Raw genomic sequence first — 26093 nt, 5'->3', positions numbered from 1 at the left:
ATGTTTAATTTTAAAGAGATAATTTCATCAATTGCTGATGCAGGTCAAAAACTTTTTAGTATAAAAAATATTAAAAAAAATGACTTAGAATCTATTATATCTTTATGTGATGATTTAATTTCACACAAAGGGGCAGCATTCGGTATTACTGTAGCTAGAGATATTACTGAACTATATCAATCACTATCTCCAGAAAATAAATTATTATTTTTTAAAAAAATTAACGATAAATATAAGCCCAGCTTTACAAAAGTTAATGAAGCAATTGAAAATTATACGAAATCTCAAAATGAAAAAACTTTGTCTGATTTATTTAAAGTTTCTGAAGGTAAGAGAAGGGAACTTTTTAGAAGAATGAATATGGCACCCAATGGAACTGCGATTATAGTTGCCTTGAGAGAAGATTTAATAAAAATATTAAAAGACAATAAAGAACTTTCAGAATTAGATAATGATCTTAGACATTTATTTAGAGCTTGGTTTAATCCAGGATTTCTTAAACTTGCTAAAATCACATGGGATACAAAGGCTGCAGTTTTAGAAAAAATAATTAAATACGAAAGAGTTCATCAAATAAAAGATATGAACGAACTTAAAAGAAGGTTAGGTGAAGATAGAAGGTTTTTTTCTTACTTTCATCCAGCCCTTGAGGATGAGCCTATTATTTTTGTTCAAGTAGCCCTTACAAAAGGTCTTGGTAAATCTATTCAAGAATTAATGAAGCCGACTGATAATGAGGTAAAATCTTATGATACAGCTACTTTTTATTCAATTAGTAACTGTCAAGAAGGTCTATCAAGAGTAACCTTGGGTAATTTTTTAATAAAGAGAGTGGTTTATGAAATACAAGAAGAACTACCTCACATTAAAAACTTTGGTACCTTATCACCTATCCCAGGGTTTGCTGATTGGTTTACCTATTTAGAGGAAACTAAGATTAAAAATATTTTAGGCGATCTAAAAGATCAAGATGCGATCTTTTTAAAATCTCAAGACTTAAAATTAGGTGATAGTAGAATTATAAGAAATAAAGAAGCTATAATAAGATTAGTAGCTCATTATATTGTTAATGAAAAAAATGAAAAAGGACTACCAGTGAATGATGTTAGTAGATTTCATTTAGGCAATGGAGCAATTGTTGATGATATAGTTGTTAATGCAAATATTTCAGAAACTGGTTTTAAAAGATCTTATGGTGTGATGGTTAATTATCTTTATGAACTTAAAAATATAGAAAAAAATCATGAAGAATATATGAATAATAATAAAGTAATCGTCTCTGATAAAATAAAGAAATATTTATAAATATATTCTTTATTTTTTAATTAAGACCCCACTTAACTTTATTCCAGATTCTTTCATGAAAATAATAAAAAAAGAGAGGAATTATAGAACCTAGCCCTAGTATTCCAGCTCCTTTAAAACTACCAGTAAAAATATAGCCAAATATTACCCAGTAGATAAAAATAAAAAGTCTCCATGAAAATGTTTTAGCAACGGAACGTATTTGTTTATCTGCCATAATAAAATTAGCCTATAATATTTTTTGCTTATACAACACATTTATATTAATATTTAACTATGACCAATAAAGTAAGTAAAAGTTTTATAAAAAATTCTCATTTAATAACTGATTTAAAACTATGTAGTATTCGTTTAATTGATAATGCTAAATTTCCCTGGATCATTTTAATTCCTAAACGAAAAAATATTACCGATATTTCAGAACTTAGCTCAAAAGATCAAATGTTATTAATGAAAGAAATTGTTCATTGCAGCAAGTTAATGAAAAAAATCTTTAAAACAAAAAAACTTAATGTTGAAAAGATTGGCAACATTGTTCCTCAATTACATATTCATATAATAGCAAGATTTACTAATGATAGTACGTGGCCTTTGTCAGTTTGGGTTATTAAAGGGAAACCTTATACAAAAATTCTATTAGCAAAAACTATCAATAAGATTAAAAATTATTTTAAGGATTAAAGGGTAAGGACAGAGGTAGTTTTAGTCTCCCGCCACTACCTCTTAATCATTATGTATCTGATTCGTCCCAAATTTGTTAACACGTATTAATTGAAAGTAGACTTTATCAACCGCTTGCTTTACTAAATAGATAACACACAGACTCATAAATAATTAAAATTAAAATACATTGATTAAAACCACACTCTCATCATTTGCAAAATCTATTGGTTTTAATTCACAAGATTATATTCCTAAGGAAGGGGTATCCTTTTCTTTATTTAGAATTGAAGTTTTATCAGGTTTAACGGTTGCTTTAGCCTTAGTTCCTGAAGCTATTGCCTTTGCTTTTGTTGCAGGAGTTGCACCTTTATCAGGGCTTTATGCTGCTTTTATCGTTGGGTTGATTACAGCTGTATTTGGTGGAAGACCTGGAATGATTTCAGGAGCAACTGGTGCCTTAGCTGTTGTTATGGTTTCTCTTGTTATGGATCACGGTGCTCAATACTTGTTTGCAACTGTAGTGTTAATGGGAATTTTACAGTTACTAGCAGGGGTCTTTAAACTTGGAAAATTTATTAGAATGGTACCCCAACCTGTAATGCTTGGTTTTGTTAATGGTCTTGCAATCGTTATTGGTATTTCGCAACTTAGTCAGTTTAAAACCCTTAATGCAATGGGTGAATCAGTATGGATTTCAGGAAATACTTTATATTATTCAATTGGGTTTGTAGTTTTAACTATGTTAATCATTTGGTTACTACCAAAGATTACTAAAGCAGTTCCAGCTACACTTGCTGCTATTTTAGCAACATCAATATTAGTTTTAGCATTAAAAATTGACATCCCAAGTGTTGGAGATCTTGCAAGTGTTAAAGGAGGATTACCTATATTCTCAATCCCAAGTGTTCCTTTAAACTTTGAAACTTTAAAAATTATTTTCCCTTATGCATTTATATTGTCTGCAATTGGCTTAATTGAAAGCTTGTTAACTCTTAACTTGGTTGGTGAAATTACCAACAAACGAGGAGGTGCTAGTCAAGAATGTTTAGCTCAAGGTTTTGCAAACACAGTTACTGGTTTTTTTGGCGGTATGGGTGGATGTGCGATGATTGGACAATCTATGATTAACGTAAAATCAGGGGGTAGAACAAGAATTGCAGGAATAGCTGCAGCATTATTCTTATTAATTTTTATTTTATATACATCGAGCTATATTGAGATGATCCCAATTGCAGCACTTGTTGGTGTAATGTTTATGGTGGTGATTGGAACGTTTGCCTGGAACTCACTAAAAATATTATTTTTTGTACCAAAGAGTGACGCGTTAGTTATTGTCCTTGTAACTGTTGTAACAGTTTTAGAAGATTTAGCGGTTGCTGTAATTGTTGGAGTGATTGTATCAGCATTAGTTTTTGCATGGAAATCAGCTTCAAGAATTAGAGCGGTTGAGAGACCCTCCGTTAGAGAAAAGGGTGCTAAGGTGTATGAAATAGAAGGTCCACTTTTCTTTAGTTCAACAGATAGTTTTTTAGAATTATTTAAACCAGAAGAAGATCCAGAAGTAGTTATTATTGATTTTGCAGGATCAAAAGTAATTGATCAATCAGCTTTAAAAGCAATTGAAGACATTGCTGACAAATATAATAGTTTTGGAAAAAAAGTTAAATTAAGACATTTAACTCGTGATTGTCATAGATTGTTAAGCAGAGCAGGTCAGCTTGTCGTTGATAGTGATGACGATCCAGATTACGGAATTGCAGTTGATTATGATGTTAAATTAGGTATTTTTGGAAATTAACATGAGCAAAGAGATAAAAGCTGATGATGTTATTTTCAATTTCTTTAAACAAATTTGTGATGAGAAAGATGATGTTAAATGTATAGAACTTGGCAATAGTTGGATTAACGCAATGAAGACCAATCTTACTAACATGGAAAAAAATTTAGAAGAAGCTGACAAAGCTAAACATCAGGAAAATATAGACAGTAATATGAACCACCTTAATAACCTTAAGGATAAATCAGCTGAGGAATGGCGTGAATATGCAACTCAGTGCATGGTAGAGATATTAGATCACAAAAGTAAATCTTGAATTTTTTTAAGAGATTATTTTCAAGTAGCAATCTAGAGCTAGAAATCAATGACGGGGGAAGAGCTGCTGCTGGTTACAAAGGTAAAGCTGGAGACTGTGTAGTTAGATCTATAGCAATTGTATCAGGTCTTCCTTACCAAAAAATTTATGATGATCTTTATGAAGCAAATGAAGAATTTAGAACCACATCAAGAACTAAACTTGCAAGAAGTTTAAAACAAAAAAATGATAGTCCAAGATCAGGCACTCATAGAGTAGTAGTCAAAAAATATCTTAAAAAACTTGGATGGCATTGGACGCCAACAATGTTTATAGGCCAAGGCTGTAAGGTTCATTTAAAAAAAAATGAACTTCCAAGTGGGACTTTAATTATATCTTGTTCAAAACATATAACTGTTGTTAAAGATGGTGTCTTACATGACACTTATGATTGTTCAAGACGAGGTACACGTTGTGTTTATGGGTATTGGACTAAGCCTCATTAGATAAAGATAAACGTGGTTAATAAATTTCATTAATATATAATTTTTAAAAATGAGCTTTAAAGATAACGTCAACTTACATGTGGACAAATCAGCTAAATTACTAAACTTTAGTGATGATTTACTTGAGCATTTAAAATCTACTCATTCATTAATTAAAGTAAATGTGGGTGTTGTCTTAGATGGTAAAATTAATAACTTTACTGGATGGAGAGCGGTTCACTCAGAACACATTCTTCCAACCAAAGGTGGACTAAGATATTCTGAAACCGTTGATCAAGATGATACAGAAGCTTTGGCATCTTTAATGACTTACAAATGTGCAATAGTTAATATTCCTTTTGGTGGTGCAAAAGGGGGTTTAAAAATTAATCCTAAGAATTACACAATGCCTCAACTTAGAGAAATTACCAAAGCCTTTGCAAGTAAACTAATTAATAAAGGTTTTATTTCTCCAGCATTAAATGTTCCAGCTCCAGATGTTGGAACTTCAGAAAGAGAAATGGAATGGATTTTGGAGACATACAAAACACTTAAACCAGATGATATAAATTATAGAGGTTGTGTAACGGGTAAACCCTTACATCGTGGAGGTATTGCTGGAAGAACAGAAGCAACCGGTAGAGGTATTGAAGAAGTAGTTAGAGAAATATTTAGACACGAAGATGTTGTTAAAGAAGCTGGTTTAAAAAAAGAATTAAAAGATAATGAAATTATAGTTCAAGGCTTTGGTAACGTAGGAAGTAATTTAGCCAAACATTTATATAATAGAGACAATGCAAAGATTATAGCCATAGGTGAATTTGATGGTTATTTATATAATAAAAAAGGCATTGATATAAATGCACTAATTGAATTTTTTCAAAAAAATAAAAGTATTAATAATCCTAAACTTGGAGAATTTAAAAATAACCCAAGTGAACTCTTAGAATTAGATTGTGATATTTTAATTCCAGCTGCGTTAGAGAATGCAATTACTGTTGATAATGTAGATAAAATTAAAACAAAATTAATAATTGAAGCTGCTAATGGACCCATTTCATTTGAAGCGGATCAAAAATTATTTGAAAAAGGAGTTATGATTATCCCTGATATTTATGTCAATGCAGGTGGAGTAGTAGTTTCTTATTTCGAGTGGGTTAAAGATATTTCCCATATACGTTTTGGTAGAGTTGAAAAAAGATTTCAAGAACAAAAAATATTAGACATTATTGATTTGATAGATAAAAAAACTAATACCAAAACAGATTTTGACACTATTAAAAAAATTATCCATGGAGCGGATGAAGAGGATTTAGCTTTTTCAGGTCTAGAAGACAGTATGAGAAATGCATTTATTGAAATTTATAATGCTAAAAAACAAATAAAAAGATCATTTAGAGACAGTGCTTATTATGTGTCTCTAAAAAAAATAAGAAATTTTTATACAGTAGAAGGCTTTCCTAAACGATAATAGCAGCTTAATTTTACCTTTAACTAAATTAATAGAAGACTCTCAATCTATGATTTGTTAGCATTTGATATGATAAAATTAATAAGAGCAGGCTTTATGAGCAAGCTTTTTGCTATTTTAGTTTTAAGCTTATTATTAACTAGTGGTGCTAAAGCTGGTTGTGATGATGCTCCAACTGATGGAGTGGATTATTCTAATTGTCAATTCTCAGAAGGCCAAGATTTAAGTAGAGCTTATATACCAAATTCTAATCTTTCTTTTATTAGCTTTATTAAAGTTACTTTTGATAAAGGAGTAATGATGAATGCAACATTATCTAATGGTAATTTTGTAGAATCTTCTTTTATTAGAACTAATTTATATGAAGCAAATCTTGAAGGCGGTATTTTTGAAAAAGCTAACTTTTCAAGTGCCAATTTAACAAGAGTAAATTTCAAAGGCTCATCATTAATTGAGACGAACTTCACTAACAGTAATCTTTTTGAAGCAGACTTAACGGGTGCTAATATCTTAAATGCCACCTTTGAGGGTGCCAATCTAAACAATGCTACCTGGATTGATGGAACTAAATGTTCTTTAGGTTCTATTGGCAAGTGTGCTAAATAGTTAAAGGTTAATTTACATAATATTTATGAAAAAACATTTAATTATTTTAGTTTTATTTTTAATAGTTCCAAATTTATCTTTTGCAAAACAGCTAAGCAAATCTCCATTTATTCCAGATAGTGTTCAAGATGAATTTAATAAATTATCTACTGAACATAAGAGCAAGTTTTGTGGTTTTGAAAACTATAAAATTAGAAAAGGCATTATTAACAAAGATTTAGCAATAAAAATACTTGGTTATAATTCAAGAATGGATAATTGGAAAATAGTAGAAGGTGTTCATAGTCGGGATGTCTTTAAAGAGTATGCTGATGTTGTAACATATGCAAGTGTATCTGAAAATGATCAGGTAAAAGAACTTCTCTTTGATAAACTTTATGTATGGGCAAAAAATAAAGCTCTCACTCAAACTAAACAATGTTATAGAAATACAGAAAAAAATTCAGTTTTAAAAGATTGTGAAGGTGAATGGAGTGATCCAGAAGGTCAAGATTTAGCACCAATAAAAGATGCAACTGTAACTCTAGAGATAATTATGGGTTTAAACTATATCTATAATCTTAATTTTGCTAATTATAAAATTGAAGATTCAAGACATAAAACTATTAACGAATGGTTCAAACCTTTTTATAAACAAATAAAACCTGCCAATAAATTCTATATGGGAAATTCTGCTGGGTGGTATTTTCCAAATATAGCTTTAAGACACAGTGATGATAAAAATTATTCTAAATTAGTTAAGAAACTTGTCAAAGGAGCTGACAAATGGATACTCGATGATGGAAGTATTAAAGATAGAACTACACGTGGAGATCGATCATTATGGTATCATCATACTGGATTAGGTGAGGCTTTCATGATTTTAGAAATTGCTAATGCAGCTAATATTAAATTACCAAAAAATTATGAAAAAAATTTATTAAAAGCTGCTGAATTATTTCAAGATGGTTTTTTAGATAATTCTATTTTAGAGCCTTGGGCAAAAAAAGGTCATAACTCACAAGCTAGCAATGGTGTGCAAAAATTTAATAAAAAATTAGATAGTGTGAGTTTTAATGGACCTTGGTTGCATATAATACAATATAGATATCCAAATCATAGAACATCAAAATTCTTAAAATCTCAAATGACCAATAGAGCAAGATCTTTAAAAAGTGATGAGGTTATGGGAATTGGAGTGGGCTGTATCTATAACGCCTTAGCAAATAAATAAAAAAGTTTTAATTTGCTTATTTTACAGGTTTAATTTTCTGATTAATAACAAGAACTGCTCCAATTATTAAAATAGGTAAGCCTATTATTAAGTCTTGCTGCCATTCTAAGTTTTCAAATACGGTTGAGATTAATAAAGCAAGTACAGGCATTACAACCCCCACATATCCAGCTCGACCAGCTCCTACTTTCTCTAATAATCTTAAATAAAAAATAAAAGCAAATATTGAACCAACTATTGATAAATAAGCAAGAGATGCAATGTAACTGAAGCTATATTCAAATAATAATTCAGTACCCTTTATCTGAGTGATTAACAAAGTAACTAATGATCCGTAAAGCATTGCATACGCAAGTGTTGGTATTAATGAAAAATTATTATTTAAGTTTCTTTGGTGAACCATGTTACCTGTTGATGCACTAAATGTACCAAGTAATGCTAAAAATAATCCAACATGAGTTCCATTTGCTAAGCTGAAATTGAAAATTTCATCACTGAAAATGATTATAATTCCAATCATCCCAATCGTTGCACCCAGTAAAGTTTTTAAAGAAGGTTTCTTTTTAAAATAAAATCCTTCTCCTAAAATATTCATAATAACTACCGTTGAAAAGACAACTGCTGGAAATGCGCTTATTAGGTAAGTATTTGATAGATAAAAGAAAACGTAATTTAGAGAATAAAGACAAATACCAAAGAGCAAAAACCAAAGATGTTGATTTAAAGAAAACTTAAGATTTTTCTTCTTATAAATTAGATAAACAAAAATAATTATTGCAGCTATCAAAAACCTATAAAACACTGATACTAATGGATCAACGTAGCCTAACTGAAATTTGATGACATACCAAGTAGGTGACCAGCAAAAGAGTGTGACAATAAATAAGATAAAATTGTTCATTAGCAAACACTTATAATCAATCAATCTTAAAAAAATATAAGATTAATCTAACAATTTTAATATATAAATTTAATAGTTATGAAAAAAATACTTCTAATTTTAACTCTGTTTATATCGTTAACTAACCTTTCTTACTCAGACAATCATTATCCAATTACAAGAGATTCTGTATTAATGATCGCTAGAGGTAAAATTTCATATCAAAATAATTGTGCAAGTTGCCATCAGGTTAATTTATCTGGAGCTGAAAACTGGAAGGGTGTTGATGAAGATGGTCACCGTAAAGCACCCCCTTTAAATGGTACAGGTCACACTTGGCACCATGATGATGAGACACTACATAAAATTATTAAATATGGGTTAGTTGGAATTATCAGTGATTATGAAGGAAAAATGGGTGGGTTTAAAGATAACCTTAGTGACAAAGATATAGATTCTGTTTTAGCCTACATTAAAAGTTTTTGGCCAGATGATTATTATCAACATCAAATAAATTTAAGTAAATAAATCATATGGCAACAGATACTTTTCATTGGGGATGCAAAGATAGCTGGAGAACTAGTGCAAAAAATACGATGTGGTGTGTTGTTGGTTGTTCAATTGGTGATTTTGGAACCATATTATTTTTTCAGTTAAGTAAAATTCCTTTTCCAGTATTAGGTATTATGATTTTAGCAATCATTAATGGTTTACTCACTAGTATTATGCTTGAGACTTATATTTTAATGAAACAAAAATTTGATTTTATCAGTGCGTTAAAGACCGCCTGTGGCATGAGTTTTATCTCAATGGTTAGTATGGAAATTTCTATGAATGCTACAGATTATTTTTTAACCGGTGGAGCGATGCTAACTTGGTGGGTAGTACCTATTATGTTAATAGTTGGTTTTTTAACACCTTGGCCTTATAATTACTGGAGACTTAAAAAATTCAATCAAGCGTGTCATTAAATATTTAAATGGTTACAACTTCTGAAATTATACTCGCAGTTATTATCGTTTCCTTATCTGTTGTTATGCCTATCTATTATTATTACCAAAGAAAGAAAAACCCTAAGCAAGATAACAAACCCACAGATAACCCCGAGATAAAAAATTATATTGATAGAATTAATGAGATAACACGTACTAAACGTAAATGAAAAAAATTTTAGGAATCATAATTCTGAGTTTGCTCGTTAGCAATATAACTTTTGCAAATAAAAATAAGAGGACCTGGGATTATCCTTTTTTAGATTATAAAGAGTGGGAAGTAAAAGGTTCAGAAAATCATTACAAATTTCAATCAAACTTAAGAGAAGATAAAGACGTTTTAAAAGAATTTAAAAATAATAAAAAAACTGGGATAATTAGTTATTTGTTATTTGAGGACGATAAAATTGTTATCGATGTGTCTGATATTCCTAAAAAAGTTAGCAGCGGAGATACAATAATTGATGGTTTATTACCATCTCATTCAATGGGTAAAAGTTTAGTTTCTTACGTAACAGGGCACGCTATTTGTGAAGGTTATATTGATAACGTAAATGTAAAATTAGATGACTGGCCATTAATAAAAAGTACATTGTATGATAACTCGGTATTACTTGATCTTCTAAATATGAAAGGTGGTGACCAAAAATGGGTTGGTGAGAGAATGAAGAATGGTTCAGATAATAGAATTAAAGGTCCCAAGAAAGAAAATGTAAATGTTATTGGCTTAATGAAAGTTATGAACGTCTATTTAAGAGGTTCTGAAAAAAGCAAACTGATTTATAATTATAGTGCCTTGACCACTAATGTGATTATGAATTATGTGAAACATAAGACTGGCGCTGATTGGGACAAATTATTGCATAAAGTTTTTAATGAACACGTTGGAGTTAAAAATAGTGTTTATTTTTCAAAATCTAGAAAGTATTTAAAATATGATGATTTTGTTTCTGCAAGATACTCTTTTTATGCAGATAGATATGATTACCTAAGAATTGCTAAAACCATGATGGATGATTGGCATAACGATACTTGTGCTGGTAAATATTTAAAAACTATTTACGAAAATAGAGTTCAAAAAAAAGATAATACAAAAAAAGCAACTGATGTGGGTCTCTATACAAAATCATATGGTGGTCAAATCCATTTTGATATTTTTGGAATTGATAAGACAAGAAAAATTTTAGGATTGAGTGGTTTTGCAGGTCAGCAAATATTAATCGATTTAGATAATAAAAGAATAATAGTAGTTAGCTCATTATACAGAAACTATAATTGGAAAAAGATTGTTTATTCAGTAATTAAGAATTAACTATGAAAAAGCTTTTAGGAGTTATGGTTCTCAGTTTATTGTGGTGTAGTACAAGTTACGCAAATATTATTATGCAAGATTTAATCGATGCTTTAGTTGAAACAAAAAAACCCAAAAGTATAGAAGTTGCTAACAACTTAAAGTCTACAGGGGATAATGATAAATCTTATGATTTAGTTATTCGAAAAGCTAACTTAAACATTAAAGATGCAAAAAATATTGCAACTGCAATTAAAAAAATTGATCAAAACAAAGGACCACAACTTGGTACGATAAGCATGAGTTTTAATGAAGATTTAAAAGATGAAGGGGTAATTACAATTCTTAATCATATTCCTTTAACAACTTCAGTTATTGCTTTTGTTGAGTGTGGTATCACCGATAAAGCAGGGCAGGCTATTATTGATTGGGCTGCTAAAACCAATAATCTTAACGGCATATATATAGAAGGAAATGATTTCTCAAAAGATATGGAAAAAAAGTTTGAAAAGTTAAGAGCAGATAATCCTAGATTAACTGTTTTAAGTGAATGGGCCAGTGAAGAGTTTAAAGAAATGGTCAAGAAAAGCTTTAATTAATTGTGAAAAAACGTTTATCAGGTTGCAGTGAATGTGGAGATGATACAGCAATCTTAACACAAGTAAGCTCAGGACCAGAAGTTATCTTACTTTGTACGGATTGTTATAATCTTAAGCATTCAAATGAAACACAAAACCATATTGGCTATGAAGAAGAAAAAAGCTAAGAAAACAAAAACTAAAAAACCTGCATCTAATTTTTATGGTCTTGGTAAATTTAACTATATTATCTTTAAGTTTCTCTGTTCTAGATTTAAGCTTAGATAATGAGTAAGGACAATAATTCAAAAGGGATAGTATTAATACTGATTGCAATGAGCTTGTTTGCAATCCAAGACTCGTTAATTAAATTTATATTTGAAAAATCTGCTCTTTATGAGATTTTCTTTGGAAGGTATTTGATTGCAGCAACAGTGCTTTTTATTTATTTAAGTTTTAAAAGACAGAAAGTATCGTTTAGAACACATTATCCAGTATTAACTTTTGCAAGAGTGTTGTTACATTTTGTTGCTTTTTCAACCTTTTTTATCTCCATCACTTATATGCAACTAGCAACTGCTAATGCTTTATTCTTTTCTTGTCCTTTTTTCGTATCTATCTTTGCTAAATTTTTCTTAAAAGAATTTATTGGTATTAGAAGATGGTCCGCTATTGCCTTTGGTTTTTTTGGTGTATTAATCGTTTTAAATCCTGATTTTGAAAGTTTTGATTATAGAAATTTGTTACCAGTGTTAAGTGCTTTATTTTATGCAGCATCAATGACTATTACTAAATACACATCTGATAAGGATGATGTAAACACCCAGTTATACTATTTTTATTTAATTGCTCTTGTTTTATGTGGCATCATTTATGTCTTTATGGGCAATGGTCAATTCAACAAAACTGATTTTGATCCAACTACACAGTTTATATTTAGAGAGTGGTTTACAAACTTTGATTATACTTGGAAGTTTATATTATTCTTTGGAGTAGCAGCATCTATTGGGTTCTTATGTATCTTTTCAGCTTATATCATTGCATCTCCATCAGTTGTCTCATTATTTGAATATTCATTGATTATTATGTCAATGATCCCAGGTTATTTTTTGTTTAATGAAATCCCATCACTTAAAACTTTATTAGGGGTCATTTGTATTATCTCAGCTGGGGTTTATATTTACTTTAGAGAAGGCGTTCGAAAACAGTACGTTGCATCTAAAATTCCAACTAGAAGATAAACTAATTAATTATCATTCCATCACCTAGACACTCGATTTAAGATTTGGTAAGATTTTGAATTATGAAAAAAATTATAGCCATTATATTAATGTTGCTCTTTAGCGCTGAAGTTAATGCAAAAAGATACAAAGTAAATGATGTAATTGAAAATCAATTTGTCATGAATAAAAAATTTAAATTAAATTTGCCCGAGGGTAAATGGACTGTTATACGAAGTCATGGCGATAATTATTATGGTCTTGCCAGTAAAATTTATTTGTTAGTTCGATTAGAAAACAATCTTGCTGTAGAATACATAGAAATTGCTGAAATGAAAACAGCTGGTATTTTTGAGAGCCTTGTAAACCAAGCAATTTATGAAGCGCTATTTAAAAATAAGTATGACGGATGCTATGAACGCCCTGAATATTTTGTTGTTAAAGTTTATAAAAAAGGTAGCACTCATAATTGTTTGGTAATTGATCATTCTGATGTTCATAAAGACTTTTTTACTCCAGACGATCGAGAAGTTTCTAATGCTGGTGTAAAAAAATGGATAAGAGACAACAATATCCAATTACCCAAAGTGGGGTTATCTAGTTTCCATGCTTATTTTTCTAGGCTAGCTGCAGGTAAATGGTACTTATTATCATATGGAATTGACCCAAAGATTCTTAACGCACCAAAAAACAAATTTATAAGTGAAGAAACTTCAGAATATCATAAAAATAATATTTCAAATTACCCTGAACATCAAAAAATTATGCAAAAATGGGTTTCAATTTCAGCAAAAAGGCATATTGAATTTGAAAATATAATTAAAATGATAGAAAGACACAAGCTAGATTTAAGTGCTCTCTCACCTCCAAATTCTTTATCGACTAAAAATTTATCAAGTGATATTTTAGATCAAATAAATAAATTAAATGATTTATTCAAAAGTGGTGTGTTATCAAAAGATGAATTTGAAAAAGCTAAAAAAAAAATATTAAACTAATTAATTATCATTCCATCACCTAGACACTTGATTTAAGATTTAGTAGTGTACTTTTATGTATTGGTTAATCTTAATATCTTTTCTAATCCTACTTGCTATTAGCTTTGTTGTTTCAAACCCTGGAAATAAACTTATAAAAAATAAGAAGAATAAAATCCATCTTTTGGATATTTTATCCTCTTATATGGGTGGTTTTTTACTTGTAATAATTGTCTATCTTTTTGTTTCAGCCTCTAATGGTAAAGAAACATTTGATATTGGTATTGATTTTTTTAATTCTAATAGGTGGAAATTTGCAAGTGGTATGGGTAATCATAGATCAATTTTAGATGAATTTGCCTTTGGTTTTGTCTTCACTTACATAATAATCTTTATTAGAAGACAATATAAAAAACAAAATTAAAAAGGAGAATAGATGAAAGGTTATAGATTTATTACAAACGATGATACTTCAGAATTTTGTTATCGTGTTACTGAGGCCATATCTAATGGATGGAAATTGTATGGTGAGCCAAAAATGACTTTTGATAAAAAAAGAGGAGTAATGCGTTGTGCTCAAGCTGTTATAAAAAATGCTCCTAAGAAAAAGTATTCAAAAAAAATGAAGTTATCATCGATATAAGAATATAAATAAAGAGAACTAGAAGAGTGTGTAGGGGCGTTCTGTTACCCGGTGCCCCAGACCGTGCTTCTATAATCCTTATTTTGCAACGATGTTGCAATACTAGAGGGTACAAAATTACCTAAAATCCCGACACTAGCCCGACAAAGATATTGGTGCTAGGGTCAGGGTTCATGAAAAAGATTTTAGGGATCGTGTTTCTGGGAATGATTTTATCTGGTTGCTCAATTAATGAAAGCTCCCTTAATGTTGGGACTAATTTTTCAGATTATGTATCATCATGCAAAAAAGTAGCTTTTGGAGGACCAAGACTTGTATTTAATGATGGAAACCTCAAAGGTTATCATTGTGAAGATGCTACATCAGCAAACACTATGAGATATGAATTTTTTGAAAATAATAGGTTAGTTAAAGTGTGGTCTAGACCTGTTTCAGCAGCAGAGAAACAAGCAAGATTTAATAATACATTATTAGGACTTGCTATATTGAATTCTGGAACAACATCAGGAACAACAACACAGTCACAACAACCTGCTGGGTTTTTAAGTTTTAATCTTGTTTCTGGTATGAATAGAATCTGTTTTTATGATCAAATGGGTAGCATGAATACCAAAACAGTTAGTGCAGGAGAAATTTGTCCATTAGGCTTTTAATGAAAAAACTTTTAGGGATCCTGGTTCTGGGTTTGTTGTTGAGTGGGAACGTTATAGCAAAGAGCAAAAATATAGGTAATGGATTATCCATTAATATACCTAATAACTATAAATATTTTGAACTAACATTTAGACAGCTTGTTTCAAGGTTTCCAGACATTACATCTGATGAACAAATTTATGACGACTTTGGAATAGGTGTAGATGCAAAATTAATTGTTATTGCTAATAATAAAAAAACAATTAAATTTTTTGATGACGTTACATCTATTTCAGGTTTAGAAAAACTTAATAGAAAACATGTTGAGCCATTGATGCAAAAATTTCAAGATCAAAAATTTTTAAATAAAATGATGAAAATTATTCAAAAAGAAGAACCCAATGTAGATTTTGAAAATATTACAGAAGATGAAATGGTACAATTAATGGAAAAAATTTCTGACAATCCAAAAATGATCAAGGCATTTGAAAGACTTTTTAAACCGTATATTAAGAAATTTAATGCTGAATATGATCTGGACAAATATACAATATTATTAATCGGGGATAAAAAATCTGATTTTATTGATGAAATAAAAAGTGAGGATATAGATAATTTAAATCAAATAGTTAGAGATGGATTAATAGAATTATATGAAGAAGCAAAAGATCCATCCCTTAAAGATATCAAAGATTGGAAATTTAAAATTGCAAAAAACCATAATGGAGATTTATATTTATACTCAAATGACAGTCTGCAATCACCATATGTTACATCAAAATTTCATCAGGAAATATTTATTACATCACATAAAGATAGAATATTAATTGCATTATCTATCTGTGTAGAAAAATGCAATAACACAACAGATTTTTTAGATATAATAAAACCTACAAATTTATATGTAAAATCTAGTACTGTCGTTTCAGAGACTGACAATAAAGATTTAACTGAACAATTAAAAACTTTAAGTGAATTATATAAATCTGGTGCTCTAACTAAAGAAGAGTTCACGAAAGCTAAAAAGAAACTTTTAAACTAAAAATCCCGACCAGAGCCCGACAAAAAGAAATCTAAACGTTAATCAGTATTATAAATAAAGAGAAGTAGGAGAGTGTGTAGGGACGTTCTGTTACCCGGTGCCCTGGACTACCTATTTACATTCTGTCACATGAAAAGTTTACTGTAATAATTTTTGTTAATTAATTTCTTCTTCTTGGTATAAAAAAAACTCAAAATGAACATAAAAATACTATGTATAATTATTTAATATATTAAAACCCAATTATGTCTTTCATAAAAAACACCTATCAAGTTAAAAAACTAGAAGAAATGGATAAAAAAATAAAAAAAATTTTTTCCGTACCTACTAGTATTGTTTATGAAATTAAACAAAATTTAGAAAATCATAATAAAAAATTAAAAAAAAATTTTTTATATTCAATATTTATTGTATTTTTTCTTTCTATTACTTTAATTTGGCAAGTATTTTTCCCTTATTCAGTTTTTGCATCATAAGTTAAGTAAAGTGAGGGAGTAAGTAGGGGCGTTCTATTACCTGCTGCCCAGAACATGCTTTTATAATCATTATAGTTGATTAACCCTCATTTCATCACTTAAATACCTGATTGGAGGTTGTGGCGTATAGGCTGCCATGTTATTGTTTTTTGATAAGGAGGTCATATGACCAATTTGTATAAAGTTAAAGTCGACGTAGTTGAAAAATCAATATCGTCTAGAGAAGAAATCATCAACGCAGAATCTGCTGATGACGCTAAGGAAAAGGTTATTAGTTATTGCAATGAGCAATTAGTTGATAACGACCGCCTTAAAGAAATAGTAGAGGTAAAAATCAGTACTGCAAAAGACGCTGTCACTGAAATCAAAAATAAAGATTTACCTAACGGCAGACCAGGAAACCCTGTCAGCTTGTAAAATCAATAACTGAGTAAATATGGTCTCGGTTTTGTAGCCGTGGCCATGTTGATTAAATATTCACCAATCGTTAATTGAGTAAGCTCCTTAATCTGTGTATTGTCTATGAATGGCTAAAGTTGCAAAAGATAAATGGGATAAGGTAATTGAATACTTAACACATTCAGACAGTGATCTTGAAAAAGTATTAAGCTTATTAAAGGGGTGTGACCAAGGGAATGCATCTAATTATGATGTTAATAGAGCATCTTATTCATTAAATATTATTGCGATAGTTACACAAAAGCAACTTGATCCAGAAAATAAAGATAAAACACTTACTCATATAATCAGACAGTGGGTTAAATCAAAAGACTTCATTCAATTTTATAATCTGATGAGAAAACAAGAAAATATTACTTGGGATAAGAGTAAACTTGAAGATTATACCAAACAATTAAAAGACCTTTGGTACAGTAAATCACAATCTAAAAGCAAAGAATATTTTAAAAAAATAGACGGATTTAATAAAACAGCTGGGGCAAATCTTATAGAAAAAGATAGCAAAGAAGAGCTAAGACCAAAAGCTAAAATAATTGAGAAAACCTTTGATAAAATAAAGCAAAATGAACGACGGTCTCGAACAATTGTTGCTTAATACAAACTAGATATAATGATGGATCAAATATTACCCTTTGTTTATATGCTAGGGATACTCTTATTAGTACTCCCAGCTTTTCTACAATCTAATTCTAAATTAAAACAATTCTTAACTAATCTTACTATTTGGATTGTCATTATCCTTATAATTCTAACAATCATCTATTTCATTAAGTAGCAATCATTCCAGCATCTAGACACCTGATTAGAGGTTTGGTAGTCTTTGATTAGTGAAATTAGAATTCAAAAAAGGCTCAAAATATTCTCGAAAAGACATAGGTTGGATTTGCTATCCAGAAAAGGGACCTCCACCTCGAGGTAATTGGGAAACGGGATATGTTCGTGTTGAAGACAATTTAATAATCTTTATGAACATTGGTGTGCCGGGAACTACAGGACATGATTTTGCAAATCATTATGATCATTCAAAAGGAGTTATTGTTTGGTATGGAAAACCTAAATCACACTCTGGGCAACCATTATTTCAAAAACTCTTAGATGGAAATCTAACACCACATTTTTTTGCAAGATGGGACAATAAAGATCCTCAATTCTCCTATTTAGGTATCGGAAATGTTGTGAGTTTTAAAGATGGTCATCCATGCTTAGATGGAAATAAGAATGAAGTTGAAACAATAGAATTAAAATTAACTGTGGAAGACTCGGGAGAGATAATTCCTATTCAAAATCAAACTAATGTTGATAAAGATAAAGATATTTCACTAGAAACCTATTTCACTCCAAAATCATCTTTCCTGCTAGAGAAGCATCTTGAAGATTATATTATCAAAAATTGGTCCAATATTGAGCTGAACAAAAATTATGATATTCACAAAGAAAACAATAAACTTTGCACCCAATATCAAACTGGGTCTGGTCCATTAGATATTTTAGCTATACGCAAAGACCAAAAAGAATTTTTAGTTATCGAATTAAAGAAGGGTAGAGCTAGCGATATAGTCATGGGTCAAATACAGAGATATATGGGTCACATCAAAAATAATTTAGCTGGTGACAAAGATGTTAAAGGACTGATTATTGCTTTAGAAGATGATAAAAATTTAAGAGATGCCTTATCTGTGGCATCCAATATAAAGTTTATGAAATATCAAGTATCATTTAAATTAGTTGAATAAATAAAAGTTATGGATAACAGCCATGAAATTAATCCTTTATTTATTTTTAAGCTATTAGGGGCAAAACAATTAAAATTAAAGTTTTCAAATCTTTCTATAAATACAAAACATAAATACAATGAAGAATTTAATATAGAAAAAATTAAAAAGATCAGTGTCAGTAAAGGAATACTTTTTGATAATCTTACTATTTCTTTAAAAAATACTAATATTGAATTTAAAAGACTTACAAGGAACCAATCAAGCTATCTTCAATTTAAGATTAAAAACCTTAAGCTAATAAATACTGCTATTGATGATATTTCTGAACTTTTAAATTATGACAAGTATATTAACAATAAGTTAATTGTTTCCTGGGTTGCAAAATATAAAGATATTTTAAAAGAACTAAATATTTATGCAGCAAAAAAAAACATATTAAATATAGATGAACTAAAAGTTCTTAAATTTTATAGAAATCACGAAAATATTATTAAGGATTTAAATAATAAATTTATTGATAATGAATTGATAAAGTTTAAAACACTTTTTGATAAAATTGAGGACAATCCACTATCAATACAGCAAAGAAAATCTATTGTAACAGATGAAGATTCCACACTTGTTGTGGCAGGCGCTGGTACGGGTAAAACCTCTACAGTTGTAGGTAAGGTTTCTTATCTAATTAAAAAAAATGAGATTGATTCAAAAGAAATACTTGTTTTGGCTTATGGAAAAGATGCAGCAGTAGAAGTTAAAGAAAGAGTAAAAGATAAAGTAAAACTGGACGTTACAAGTAAAACATTTCACTCTTTAGGCAGAGCTATTGTGCAGGAGTTTGATGCCGCTAAAAATAAACTTTCAGATGCCGCAACATCACCATTTGTATTACACAATCTAATTGCTGACATTTTAAGAGTTATGATCAAAGATGAGAAATGTAGAAAACTAATAATAAATTTTATTTCCTATCATCGATATCCAGCTAAATACTTGGATCAATTCAATTCTGAAACAAACTATTTTGAATATTTAAGAAAACACGAACCTGAAACTTTAAAGGGAGATTTAGTTAAATCTTTCGAAGAATTACTAATTGCTGACTGGCTATATTTAAATGGTGTGTATTATGAATATGAATATCCGTATGAACATAAAACATCCAGCTTAAAAAGAAATCAATACAGACCAGATTTTTATTTAGGTGATGGAAAATACCTCGAACATTTTGGTATTGGCAAAGATGGCAAAACAGCTCCACAAATAAACAGTCAAACTTATAATGCAAGCATTGTTTGGAAACGTTCATTACATAAAGAACACAATACTACTTTGATAGAGACCTATTCTTGGGAAAGGCAAGAAGGTACAATCTTACAAAACCTAGAAAAAAAATTAAAGGAGATAGGAATTGACATTAAGCCAAATGATCCAGAAATTATAAAAGAAATTTTTGAGAGAAGTAGTATTAATAAAAAAATAGTAAGTTTAATCTCTGACTTTTTGGGTATCTATAAAGAAGGTCAATATACTATAGATGAAATATCAAGCAATCTATCCCACATAGATGTAACAGAACGTGAGAGATACAAAATATTTATTGAGCTTTTTGATGAAGTATTCAAAAGATATCAAAAATATCTAAAAGACAGGCAAGAGCTAGATTTTGCTGATTTTATCGCTAGGGCGACTTACTTAATAAATAATAAAAATATTAAAATTAATTTTAAAAGAGTTATCGTAGATGAGTATCAAGATATCTCGAGAGGCCGTTATAAATTTCTTAAGTCACTAATTGAAAATCAAAAAGACTGTCGAATAATGTGTGTTGGTGATGATTGGCAATCCATATACGGTTTTAATGGTAGTGATATTAATTTCACTTTTAATTTTGAAAAAGTGTTTGGAAAAACAGAAAGAATTGATTTAGATAAAAGCTTTAGATTTACACAGCCTATATTAGACGTTTCTTCGAGATTTATTCAAAAAAATCCTCTTCAGTTAAAAAAAATTATAAGCGCACGACCCAGTAAATTAAAAAAAGCCATTGAAATTATTGAAAGTGACTTTGGCAATCAGAATTATCTTTATGATATCTTCAAACTTATTGATTCCGAAAGACCTAAAGATAAGAAATGGCATGTTGTTATACTTGGCAGATATAATCGTCACGAAAAAGAAATACCTGAAGATTTGAGTAAAAAATATAAAAGTTTAAAAATTGAGTTTATGTCAATTCATAAATCAAAAGGTTTAGGTGCTGATGTGATAGTTATATTGAAACTAGAAACTGGAAAATTTGGTTTTCCTGGCACAATGGAAAATGATCCAATAATGAATTTAGTTAGAGCAGAAGAGCAAACTTATGCCAACGCAGAAGAGAGAAGAGTTTTCTATGTTGCGTTAACAAGGGCCAAAGAAAAAGTTTTTCTTTGTACAAATAGTTTTTTCCCATCTGATTTCATTAATGAATTGAAGTCTGACGAATATCCAGAAATTGAATATGCAGGGACTACTGTAAATAAAATATTACTGGCATGTCCTAACTGCACTGATGGAAGATTGTATTTGAAGTACCCTAAAAGAGTAGATGGATATGCATGGGTTTGTAGTCTATATCCTTATTGTGATGGCAAAGCAAAATTTTGTAAAAAATGTAAGAAACTACCAGGTATAGATCGTAATTCTTGCCTTGATCCAATGTGCGAAACTAGTTAGATTTAATTTCTATGTCTTTAATTGTTGATTGCAAATTCTGTGGAGAAAGAATTAGTCTTCGAAAAATGCCACATGGAAAATTTGTTCCATTTGATGCTGATACAGATGATCAGCATAAATGCACGAAATCAGATACAAAAAAAGTTTCTAAAAAACAAATTAAAGATAAAAAAACGATTACCCCTGAACAACCAAGGAAGGCATCTGAAACAGTAGAAAATTATGTGGCTGAAGATGATAACGTTATAAATAATAGCAATACAAAAGAAGAAACTTTTCAAAACGATACTTTAGAAAGTTTAAAGAATGAAATTGAAATTGAAGTTAAAGAAAACAAAAGCAACAATAAATTAATTTACATAGTGGTAGCTGCAATAATAATAATTCTAATCATATATATCAATTAAGATGAAAAAACTTTTAGGGATCGTGGTTCTGGGTTAGGATTTAATATGGGATTATTTGATTTTTTTTATGGCAATAGCAAAATATTACATAAAGAAGTTAAAAAAATGATGGGTCAATGTGATGGCTTTCTTCATTACTCAATAGCAATGTCGGAAGGATCGAAAAAAGATCTTATGCCATTGTTAAAAAATAAAAGAGAGATACTTGATCAAATACAAAGCATTCACAGATCTGAAGGTAAACTTGATGGTCAAACTTTTCTTGCACTTAAGGATCTAAAAAAAGAATGTGTTAAATCTTACAATGAATACTTTAATTATATGGGTAGGTCTTTTGAAGAAGAATATACTCCAATAAGTTTTAAAATTGATGATAATGAATAAAAACTCGATCGCTCTTTTTCTTTTAATACCAGCAGTCTTATTAATACTTGCACCGTTAATTTCTTTTCCTTACGGATTCTATACACTTCTTCGTTTAATAATAAGCATTACAGCAGGCATAATAATTTATCATAGCTATAAAAATGCAGGTGGTATTAATGAAATTATAATTTTATTTGGATTGATTTTAATTTTATATAATCCAGTTATCCCAGTTAAATTAAGTAGAGAATTATGGATGCCGATTAACTTCATAACTTCAGGAATCTACATATATGGTTTCTTTAAGATTAAAAAAAATATAGGATAAAGAAATCCATAAAGAATGAATAAAAAGATAGATAAAAAGAAATACAAAAAAGCCTTAGATTTCACCTATAAGATACACTTCAAACAAAACCGCAAGGGGACTGGAATTCCTTATTTTACTCATTTAGTTTCAGTTAGTAACAATATCATAGAAGATGGTGGTACTACTGATGAAGCTATAGGAGGTTTATTACACGATGCTGTTGAAGATCAAGGAGGGTTAAAGACCTTAATTAAAATTAGAAAACTGTTTGGTAACAATGTAGCTAAAATAGTTGATGAGTGTAGTGATACTATCGTTGTTCCTAAACCACCATGGCTAGCCAGAAAGAAAAAGTATATTTCAGATATAAAGAAGAAAGGCCAATCTTCCATGTTTGTGTCCCTTTGTGATAAATTACATAATGGTACTTGCATTGTTAGTGATCACAAAAGAGTAGGTAAGAAGATCTGGAAGAGATTTACAGCAACACCAAAACAAGTTGCTTGGTACTATGAGGGTTTATATAAAGAGTTTGCTAAACATCTTAAAGGCCACAATGTACTTAAAGAAAACTATTTATCAGTAGTAAAAGAAATTAAGAAAGCATCAAAATGAAAAAGCTTTTATCAATTCTTGTCTTTGTTTATTTATTTTCCATGAATGCTTATGCAGAAACTTATCTAACACCTTGGAATTTTCAAATAACTACTAGTAGTAAGGTTATCTATGCTGGTCATGTAAATATTAATGAAGTCAAAGATAAATTGATAAAACAGAATATTGTTAAAAAGAATATATTAAATAAATTTATTAAAAATCTAAATGATAAAAAAATTATATATATATTTTCTGAAGAAGGAGGGAGGAATATTATTAATGCGAACACTCAAAATGCCCCTAGTATGCCATCATTTAAAGATTCAGAAGTTCTGAAAACTTGCAGTGATTTAAAAAAAAGTTACATTAAAATGACAAAGCTTAAACTTGTTCAAACAGATTGTATTTTAGAATTTTTCAACAACAAAGTTAATTCAAAAAAGTTTTCAGAAAATTTAAGTAAGAATATTAAGTCAATTCTTTTTTATGGTCACGAAGCCCAAGAATATAACAGGAGTCAATTACAATATTTTGTTAATTATGATAAATCAGTAACTATTTTTACTTTAGGCTGCACAATTGGTGATTGTGAAGTAATGCATGATGAAATGATCAATGTAATAAATTCAATCAAATTTAATTAGTTTTCACTCAAGCTTTTCATTACCTAGACAACTAATTTGGGATTTGGTAGGCTTTTTACTATGGGAATTTTTATTGATAAGATTTTAAAACCTATTTTCTTATCCCAAAAATCAAATTGGATTAGAAGACTCGATGAATTGACTACAGGACAATTAGATGTTGCTCATAACGGTGATGGAGACGGAATAGCATTTGCACATGCTCTTGATGGAATGGTGGATATCATTGAAAATTATGATGCTATCCTTGAAAGTGTTGATCAATTTTATATTAAATTTGATATCAAGACGGCTAAACCAATTCATAAAATAGCTTTAAAGAGTCCAGAATTGCTAGCAGAAAAAGAGAGATTATTATTTTTTGATCACAGTGCCTTGATAATGGCTAATATAGTGAGGCAGCACGAAGCAATACCAAGAGATCTATTAATATATGGACCACTTTCAATGAACGCATCACATGGATTTCTTATGGGAGCAATAGGAATGATATGCTTTCCTGAAACAAGAAAAAAAGGTTTTCAGTTATGGAAATATTCATATGAGTGTTTTCCTTTATGTGAAAAATTTAATTACAAAAAACACCTTCCAAAAGAACTTGTTAAGTTATTAGAAGTAGGAGTTTTTGATAAATAGATGAATGGTTCAATAGGAGCAGCTTTAATTGGGTGGGGAATTCTTATAACCTTTTTAGTTATTAGACATTTTGTAAGAAAAAAAGATTATTCAGATGTTTCACATCAACAAAAAGTAATTGATGAGATTGTAAGAAAAAGAAAAACTCCAGCTTCTAATGGATCACTCGTATACAAAGGAACAAAAGAAGCTTTTGAATATATAAAGAAATTTATTGAAACACAGCCTCTTAAAAAAGGTAGTGCATATTATGGAGTTGTTGGCAGTGGTGCTTCAATGGCTCAAATACATTGTACTGTAAAAGGTAAACCTGAAATTATGATGGTATGGATTGATGAAAAAAAATGTAAGAGTGAAATCAAAGAAAATGATTTAGTTCTAGTTGGTGTGGACGATGTAAGAAAAGGTCTTACACTGAAAAAAGCTTTATCAATGGTAAAAATTAAAGATACATCTCCTCAGTCTATAGCAAATGCTTTAATGGTAATAAGAAGAGCAGCATCAATAGGAGCTGTTTTGCAAAAAGTTAAACCAGAGATAAACTCTAAAACAATGCAGTTTGATATATATGATGATTAAAAAAATTCTATTAATCATAGTTCTGGGTCTACTGTTGATTTCTTGTTCAGAAGATAAAACTGAAAAGATGTTAGAGACATGTGCTGACGAAAATTTTGTAAAATATGGGCATGACGAAATTGCACCATTATTATTAAGCCTAGAATTAAAAGGAAAACTGCTTAGTGATCCTTATTATCAATACCATGCTAGATGTGAAAACGATTTAAGAGACCATCCAAAGACTTTTAAAACAACTTGGGATAGATGAACATAACAAAAGAACAGCTCAAATTTTTAGAAACACAAAAAATATCTTTGGATAAAATCTTTGATGCCACAGGTTTATCAAAGACTGCATATCATAAATCAATGAAAGAGACAGACAAGATTATTGCAATCGGTGTAACTCCCTGTGCAAAATTTTCCCACTCAATGAGAACTAGAAATGGACATTGTGTTCAATGTAATACCGCAACTATTGCTTTTTTAGAAAGACACTATGAAAAAGGATATATTTATATTGCAGGCTCTAAAAAGGAAGAAGTTATTAAAGTAGGTTTTGCAAGTGATATTAATAATCGGGAACAATCATTAAATGACGAAGGTTATGGAGAGATCAATGATTGGATAATTCTTTTTCAAGTAATGTGTAAAGATGCAGGAAAAATTGAATTTCACACACATAAAAAATTAAATAAATATTTAACAAATAGAAGTTATTTAAAGAATAATAAAAAAAATGAATGTTATGAAATTTTTAGCTGCTCATATTCACTAGCAAAAAAAACTTTAGATGAAAATATTGGAGATAACAAAAACATAAAAAAATCTTTTGAAAATTTACCTATTATAAAAGAATACAGTTTTGATAATGTTATGGGTGGTTTAAAAAGAGTTGTCTCAACAAAAGAACGCGTAGAAAGAGCAAAACCATTGATTAGAAAAACCAATACAATAGAAAAAGAATCTACTAATAAAATTGAAGATGTAATTGAAGATGAAATTGAAATTACCAATACTTCAAATATTTTAAAAAAAGAAAATAAAAAAAAAGAAAAACCATTATCTATATGGATGATTTCGTTATTTTTTATAGTATTTTTTGCAATAATAAAAACCTGTGCGATGAATTAAAT

The 26093-nt window shown here is 29.5% G+C and carries 35 protein-coding genes; 33 read left to right on the top strand and 2 right to left on the bottom strand.

Going from position 1 to position 26093, the window contains the following annotated elements; all coding sequences use genetic code 11:
- Positions 1-1305, top strand: coding sequence for a malonyl-CoA decarboxylase domain-containing protein (locus tag ABXT48_RS04565; protein WP_415302663.1), 1305 nt, complete (start codon positions 1-3; stop codon positions 1303-1305).
- 16 nt (positions 1306-1321) lie between these two features.
- Here ABXT48_RS04565 and ABXT48_RS04560 read toward each other — a convergent pair whose 3' ends face one another.
- The gene (locus tag ABXT48_RS04560) at positions 1322-1522 is read right to left on the bottom strand and encodes a DUF2061 domain-containing protein (protein WP_415289854.1); all 201 of its coding nucleotides are present in this window, start codon (positions 1520-1522) and stop codon (positions 1322-1324) included.
- Positions 1523-1581: 59 nt separating this feature from the next.
- On the opposite strand from ABXT48_RS04560, the gene ABXT48_RS04555 reads away from it, so the two are divergent.
- The 7 genes from ABXT48_RS04555 to ABXT48_RS04525 all read left to right on the top strand — a co-directional run bounded on the left by ABXT48_RS04555 (position 1582) and on the right by ABXT48_RS04525 (position 7815).
- Positions 1582-1986: an HIT domain-containing protein gene (locus ABXT48_RS04555; RefSeq protein WP_415295670.1), complete on the top strand. Its 405-nt coding sequence runs from the start codon at positions 1582-1584 to the stop codon at positions 1984-1986.
- A gap of 169 nt (positions 1987-2155) precedes the next feature.
- On the top strand, positions 2156-3766 hold the full coding sequence (locus ABXT48_RS04550; RefSeq protein WP_415302662.1) for a SulP family inorganic anion transporter: 1611 nt from the start codon (positions 2156-2158) through the stop codon (positions 3764-3766).
- A 1-nt stretch (position 3767) separates the two neighbouring features.
- A complete protein-coding gene (locus tag ABXT48_RS04545; protein WP_415285831.1) occupies positions 3768-4061 on the top strand; it encodes a hypothetical protein in 294 nt (97 codons plus the stop codon).
- Positions 4058-4546: a hypothetical protein gene (locus ABXT48_RS04540; protein WP_415285830.1), complete on the top strand. Its 489-nt coding sequence runs from the start codon at positions 4058-4060 to the stop codon at positions 4544-4546. Before ABXT48_RS04545 ends, ABXT48_RS04540 begins: the two co-directional genes overlap by 4 nt.
- A 49-nt stretch (positions 4547-4595) precedes the next feature.
- Positions 4596-5996 (top strand): Glu/Leu/Phe/Val family dehydrogenase, encoded by a 1401-nt coding sequence (locus ABXT48_RS04535; RefSeq protein WP_415285829.1) that lies wholly within the window; start codon positions 4596-4598, stop codon positions 5994-5996.
- A 69-nt stretch (positions 5997-6065) separates the two neighbouring features.
- Positions 6066-6602, top strand: coding sequence for a pentapeptide repeat-containing protein (locus ABXT48_RS04530; protein WP_415285828.1), 537 nt, complete (start codon positions 6066-6068; stop codon positions 6600-6602).
- A gap of 25 nt (positions 6603-6627) precedes the next feature.
- Positions 6628-7815 (top strand): alginate lyase family protein, encoded by a 1188-nt coding sequence (locus ABXT48_RS04525; RefSeq protein WP_415285827.1) that lies wholly within the window; start codon positions 6628-6630, stop codon positions 7813-7815.
- Positions 7816-7831: 16 nt separating this feature from the next.
- Here the strand turns inward: ABXT48_RS04525 and ABXT48_RS04520 are convergent, their stop codons facing one another.
- Positions 7832-8716, bottom strand: coding sequence for a DMT family transporter (locus ABXT48_RS04520; protein ID WP_415285826.1), 885 nt, complete (start codon positions 8714-8716; stop codon positions 7832-7834).
- A 78-nt stretch (positions 8717-8794) separates the two neighbouring features.
- Here ABXT48_RS04520 and ABXT48_RS04515 point away from each other — a divergent pair, with 78 nt between their 5' ends.
- The 25 genes from ABXT48_RS04515 (at position 8795) to ABXT48_RS04395 (ending at position 26091) form a co-directional block, all read left to right on the top strand.
- Positions 8795-9223, top strand: coding sequence for a c-type cytochrome (locus tag ABXT48_RS04515; protein WP_415302660.1), 429 nt, complete (start codon positions 8795-8797; stop codon positions 9221-9223).
- Positions 9224-9228: 5 nt separating this feature from the next.
- Positions 9229-9666, top strand: coding sequence for a DUF4396 domain-containing protein (locus ABXT48_RS04510; protein ID WP_415285824.1), 438 nt, complete (start codon positions 9229-9231; stop codon positions 9664-9666).
- A 187-nt stretch (positions 9667-9853) separates the two neighbouring features.
- Positions 9854-10999, top strand: coding sequence for a hypothetical protein (locus ABXT48_RS04505; RefSeq protein WP_415302658.1), 1146 nt, complete (start codon positions 9854-9856; stop codon positions 10997-10999).
- 2 nt (positions 11000-11001) lie between these two features.
- Entirely contained in the window at positions 11002-11577 is a 576-nt protein-coding gene (locus ABXT48_RS04500; protein WP_415302656.1) for a hypothetical protein, read from the top strand.
- A 2-nt stretch (positions 11578-11579) separates the two neighbouring features.
- On the top strand, positions 11580-11744 hold the full coding sequence (locus tag ABXT48_RS04495; RefSeq protein WP_006996709.1) for a hypothetical protein: 165 nt from the start codon (positions 11580-11582) through the stop codon (positions 11742-11744).
- Between the two features lie 99 nt (positions 11745-11843).
- Positions 11844-12797: a DMT family transporter gene (locus ABXT48_RS04490; protein ID WP_415302655.1), complete on the top strand. Its 954-nt coding sequence runs from the start codon at positions 11844-11846 to the stop codon at positions 12795-12797.
- A gap of 62 nt (positions 12798-12859) precedes the next feature.
- A complete protein-coding gene (locus ABXT48_RS04485; RefSeq protein ID WP_415285822.1) occupies positions 12860-13774 on the top strand; it encodes an SHOCT domain-containing protein in 915 nt (304 codons plus the stop codon).
- A gap of 55 nt (positions 13775-13829) precedes the next feature.
- Positions 13830-14177 carry a hypothetical protein gene (locus tag ABXT48_RS04480; RefSeq protein ID WP_415285821.1) on the top strand — a complete coding sequence of 116 codons (348 nt, stop codon included), beginning with the start codon at positions 13830-13832 and terminating at the stop codon, positions 14175-14177.
- Positions 14178-14189: 12 nt separating this feature from the next.
- The gene (locus ABXT48_RS04475; protein ID WP_415285820.1) at positions 14190-14396 is read left to right on the top strand and encodes a DUF1737 domain-containing protein; all 207 of its coding nucleotides are present in this window, start codon (positions 14190-14192) and stop codon (positions 14394-14396) included.
- 173 nt (positions 14397-14569) lie between these two features.
- Complete coding sequence (locus ABXT48_RS04470; RefSeq protein ID WP_415285819.1) at positions 14570-15049, top strand: hypothetical protein; 480 nt, start codon at positions 14570-14572, stop codon at positions 15047-15049.
- Positions 15049-16071, top strand: coding sequence for an SHOCT domain-containing protein (locus ABXT48_RS04465; protein WP_415302654.1), 1023 nt, complete (start codon positions 15049-15051; stop codon positions 16069-16071). Before ABXT48_RS04470 ends, ABXT48_RS04465 begins: the two co-directional genes overlap by 1 nt.
- Before the next feature lie 245 nt (positions 16072-16316).
- Positions 16317-16547: a hypothetical protein gene (locus ABXT48_RS04460; protein WP_415302652.1), complete on the top strand. Its 231-nt coding sequence runs from the start codon at positions 16317-16319 to the stop codon at positions 16545-16547.
- Positions 16548-16712: 165 nt separating this feature from the next.
- Positions 16713-16964, top strand: a complete 252-nt coding sequence (locus tag ABXT48_RS04455; RefSeq protein WP_415285816.1) for a hypothetical protein — start codon at positions 16713-16715, stop codon at positions 16962-16964.
- A gap of 109 nt (positions 16965-17073) precedes the next feature.
- The gene (locus ABXT48_RS04450; protein WP_415302650.1) at positions 17074-17601 is read left to right on the top strand and encodes a hypothetical protein; all 528 of its coding nucleotides are present in this window, start codon (positions 17074-17076) and stop codon (positions 17599-17601) included.
- Positions 17602-17833: 232 nt separating this feature from the next.
- Positions 17834-18739, top strand: coding sequence for an endonuclease NucS domain-containing protein (locus tag ABXT48_RS04445; protein WP_415302648.1), 906 nt, complete (start codon positions 17834-17836; stop codon positions 18737-18739).
- A 9-nt stretch (positions 18740-18748) separates the two neighbouring features.
- Positions 18749-21436 (top strand): UvrD-helicase domain-containing protein, encoded by a 2688-nt coding sequence (locus tag ABXT48_RS04440; protein ID WP_415302646.1) that lies wholly within the window; start codon positions 18749-18751, stop codon positions 21434-21436.
- 11 nt (positions 21437-21447) lie between these two features.
- Positions 21448-21843 carry a hypothetical protein gene (locus tag ABXT48_RS04435; RefSeq protein ID WP_415302645.1) on the top strand — a complete coding sequence of 132 codons (396 nt, stop codon included), beginning with the start codon at positions 21448-21450 and terminating at the stop codon, positions 21841-21843.
- Positions 21844-21888: 45 nt separating this feature from the next.
- Positions 21889-22227, top strand: coding sequence for a hypothetical protein (locus tag ABXT48_RS04430; RefSeq protein WP_415302643.1), 339 nt, complete (start codon positions 21889-21891; stop codon positions 22225-22227).
- Positions 22220-22537 carry a DUF6804 family protein gene (locus ABXT48_RS04425; protein WP_415302641.1) on the top strand — a complete coding sequence of 106 codons (318 nt, stop codon included), beginning with the start codon at positions 22220-22222 and terminating at the stop codon, positions 22535-22537. The genes ABXT48_RS04430 and ABXT48_RS04425 overlap by 8 nt, the downstream gene beginning before the upstream one ends.
- 15 nt (positions 22538-22552) lie before the next feature.
- Positions 22553-23134: an HD domain-containing protein gene (locus tag ABXT48_RS04420; RefSeq protein WP_415302640.1), complete on the top strand. Its 582-nt coding sequence runs from the start codon at positions 22553-22555 to the stop codon at positions 23132-23134.
- Positions 23131-23760, top strand: a complete 630-nt coding sequence (locus ABXT48_RS04415) for a hypothetical protein (RefSeq protein ID WP_415302638.1) — start codon at positions 23131-23133, stop codon at positions 23758-23760. The genes ABXT48_RS04420 and ABXT48_RS04415 overlap by 4 nt, the downstream gene beginning before the upstream one ends.
- A 60-nt stretch (positions 23761-23820) precedes the next feature.
- Positions 23821-24396: a hypothetical protein gene (locus tag ABXT48_RS04410; RefSeq protein ID WP_415302637.1), complete on the top strand. Its 576-nt coding sequence runs from the start codon at positions 23821-23823 to the stop codon at positions 24394-24396.
- On the top strand, positions 24397-24975 hold the full coding sequence (locus tag ABXT48_RS04405) for a hypothetical protein (protein WP_415302636.1): 579 nt from the start codon (positions 24397-24399) through the stop codon (positions 24973-24975).
- Positions 24965-25225: a hypothetical protein gene (locus ABXT48_RS04400; RefSeq protein WP_415302634.1), complete on the top strand. Its 261-nt coding sequence runs from the start codon at positions 24965-24967 to the stop codon at positions 25223-25225. Before ABXT48_RS04405 ends, ABXT48_RS04400 begins: the two co-directional genes overlap by 11 nt.
- Entirely contained in the window at positions 25222-26091 is an 870-nt protein-coding gene (locus tag ABXT48_RS04395; RefSeq protein ID WP_415302632.1) for a GIY-YIG nuclease family protein, read from the top strand. The genes ABXT48_RS04400 and ABXT48_RS04395 overlap by 4 nt, the downstream gene beginning before the upstream one ends.
- The last annotated feature ends 2 nt before the right edge of the window (positions 26092-26093 follow it).

Source organism: Candidatus Pelagibacter sp. Uisw_101 (assembly GCF_047727615.1).
Taxonomy (GTDB): domain Bacteria; phylum Pseudomonadota; class Alphaproteobacteria; order Pelagibacterales; family Pelagibacteraceae; genus Pelagibacter.
The sequence above is the reverse complement of the archived record's forward strand: the minus strand, read 5'-3'. Positions and strand labels throughout refer to the sequence as shown.

Bases quoted from the DNA above. Each gene is read 5' to 3' on its own strand.
- ABXT48_RS04510 (WP_415285824.1), top strand. From the start codon at position 9,229: ATGGCAACAGATACTTTTCATTGGGGATGCAAAGATAGCTGGAGAACT.
- ABXT48_RS04475 (WP_415285820.1), top strand. From the start codon at position 14,190: ATGAAAGGTTATAGATTTATTACAAACGATGATACTTCAGAATTTTGT.
- ABXT48_RS04535 (WP_415285829.1), top strand. From the start codon at position 4,596: ATGAGCTTTAAAGATAACGTCAACTTACATGTGGACAAATCAGCTAAA.
- ABXT48_RS04450 (WP_415302650.1), top strand. From the start codon at position 17,074: ATGGCTAAAGTTGCAAAAGATAAATGGGATAAGGTAATTGAATACTTA.
- ABXT48_RS04460 (WP_415302652.1), top strand. From the start codon at position 16,317: ATGTCTTTCATAAAAAACACCTATCAAGTTAAAAAACTAGAAGAAATG.
- ABXT48_RS04500 (WP_415302656.1), top strand. From the start codon at position 11,002: ATGAAAAAGCTTTTAGGAGTTATGGTTCTCAGTTTATTGTGGTGTAGT.
- ABXT48_RS04530 (WP_415285828.1), top strand. From the start codon at position 6,066: ATGATAAAATTAATAAGAGCAGGCTTTATGAGCAAGCTTTTTGCTATT.
- ABXT48_RS04555 (WP_415295670.1), top strand. From the start codon at position 1,582: ATGACCAATAAAGTAAGTAAAAGTTTTATAAAAAATTCTCATTTAATA.
- ABXT48_RS04480 (WP_415285821.1), top strand. From the start codon at position 13,830: ATGTATTGGTTAATCTTAATATCTTTTCTAATCCTACTTGCTATTAGC.
- ABXT48_RS04435 (WP_415302645.1), top strand. From the start codon at position 21,448: ATGTCTTTAATTGTTGATTGCAAATTCTGTGGAGAAAGAATTAGTCTT.
- ABXT48_RS04465 (WP_415302654.1), top strand. From the start codon at position 15,049: ATGAAAAAACTTTTAGGGATCCTGGTTCTGGGTTTGTTGTTGAGTGGG.
- ABXT48_RS04420 (WP_415302640.1), top strand. From the start codon at position 22,553: ATGAATAAAAAGATAGATAAAAAGAAATACAAAAAAGCCTTAGATTTC.
- ABXT48_RS04470 (WP_415285819.1), top strand. From the start codon at position 14,570: ATGAAAAAGATTTTAGGGATCGTGTTTCTGGGAATGATTTTATCTGGT.
- ABXT48_RS04440 (WP_415302646.1), top strand. From the start codon at position 18,749: ATGGATAACAGCCATGAAATTAATCCTTTATTTATTTTTAAGCTATTA.
- ABXT48_RS04525 (WP_415285827.1), top strand. From the start codon at position 6,628: ATGAAAAAACATTTAATTATTTTAGTTTTATTTTTAATAGTTCCAAAT.
- ABXT48_RS04425 (WP_415302641.1), top strand. From the start codon at position 22,220: ATGAATAAAAACTCGATCGCTCTTTTTCTTTTAATACCAGCAGTCTTA.
- ABXT48_RS04395 (WP_415302632.1), top strand. From the start codon at position 25,222: ATGAACATAACAAAAGAACAGCTCAAATTTTTAGAAACACAAAAAATA.
- ABXT48_RS04565 (WP_415302663.1), top strand. From the start codon at position 1: ATGTTTAATTTTAAAGAGATAATTTCATCAATTGCTGATGCAGGTCAA.
- ABXT48_RS04515 (WP_415302660.1), top strand. From the start codon at position 8,795: ATGAAAAAAATACTTCTAATTTTAACTCTGTTTATATCGTTAACTAAC.
- ABXT48_RS04520 (WP_415285826.1), bottom strand. From the start codon at position 8,716: ATGAACAATTTTATCTTATTTATTGTCACACTCTTTTGCTGGTCACCT.
- ABXT48_RS04490 (WP_415302655.1), top strand. From the start codon at position 11,844: ATGAGTAAGGACAATAATTCAAAAGGGATAGTATTAATACTGATTGCA.
- ABXT48_RS04545 (WP_415285831.1), top strand. From the start codon at position 3,768: ATGAGCAAAGAGATAAAAGCTGATGATGTTATTTTCAATTTCTTTAAA.
- ABXT48_RS04430 (WP_415302643.1), top strand. From the start codon at position 21,889: ATGGGATTATTTGATTTTTTTTATGGCAATAGCAAAATATTACATAAA.
- ABXT48_RS04400 (WP_415302634.1), top strand. From the start codon at position 24,965: ATGATGATTAAAAAAATTCTATTAATCATAGTTCTGGGTCTACTGTTG.
- ABXT48_RS04415 (WP_415302638.1), top strand. From the start codon at position 23,131: ATGAAAAAGCTTTTATCAATTCTTGTCTTTGTTTATTTATTTTCCATG.
- ABXT48_RS04485 (WP_415285822.1), top strand. From the start codon at position 12,860: ATGAAAAAAATTATAGCCATTATATTAATGTTGCTCTTTAGCGCTGAA.
- ABXT48_RS04410 (WP_415302637.1), top strand. From the start codon at position 23,821: ATGGGAATTTTTATTGATAAGATTTTAAAACCTATTTTCTTATCCCAA.
- ABXT48_RS04405 (WP_415302636.1), top strand. From the start codon at position 24,397: ATGAATGGTTCAATAGGAGCAGCTTTAATTGGGTGGGGAATTCTTATA.
- ABXT48_RS04505 (WP_415302658.1), top strand. From the start codon at position 9,854: ATGAAAAAAATTTTAGGAATCATAATTCTGAGTTTGCTCGTTAGCAAT.
- ABXT48_RS04455 (WP_415285816.1), top strand. From the start codon at position 16,713: ATGACCAATTTGTATAAAGTTAAAGTCGACGTAGTTGAAAAATCAATA.
- ABXT48_RS04560 (WP_415289854.1), bottom strand. From the start codon at position 1,522: ATGGCAGATAAACAAATACGTTCCGTTGCTAAAACATTTTCATGGAGA.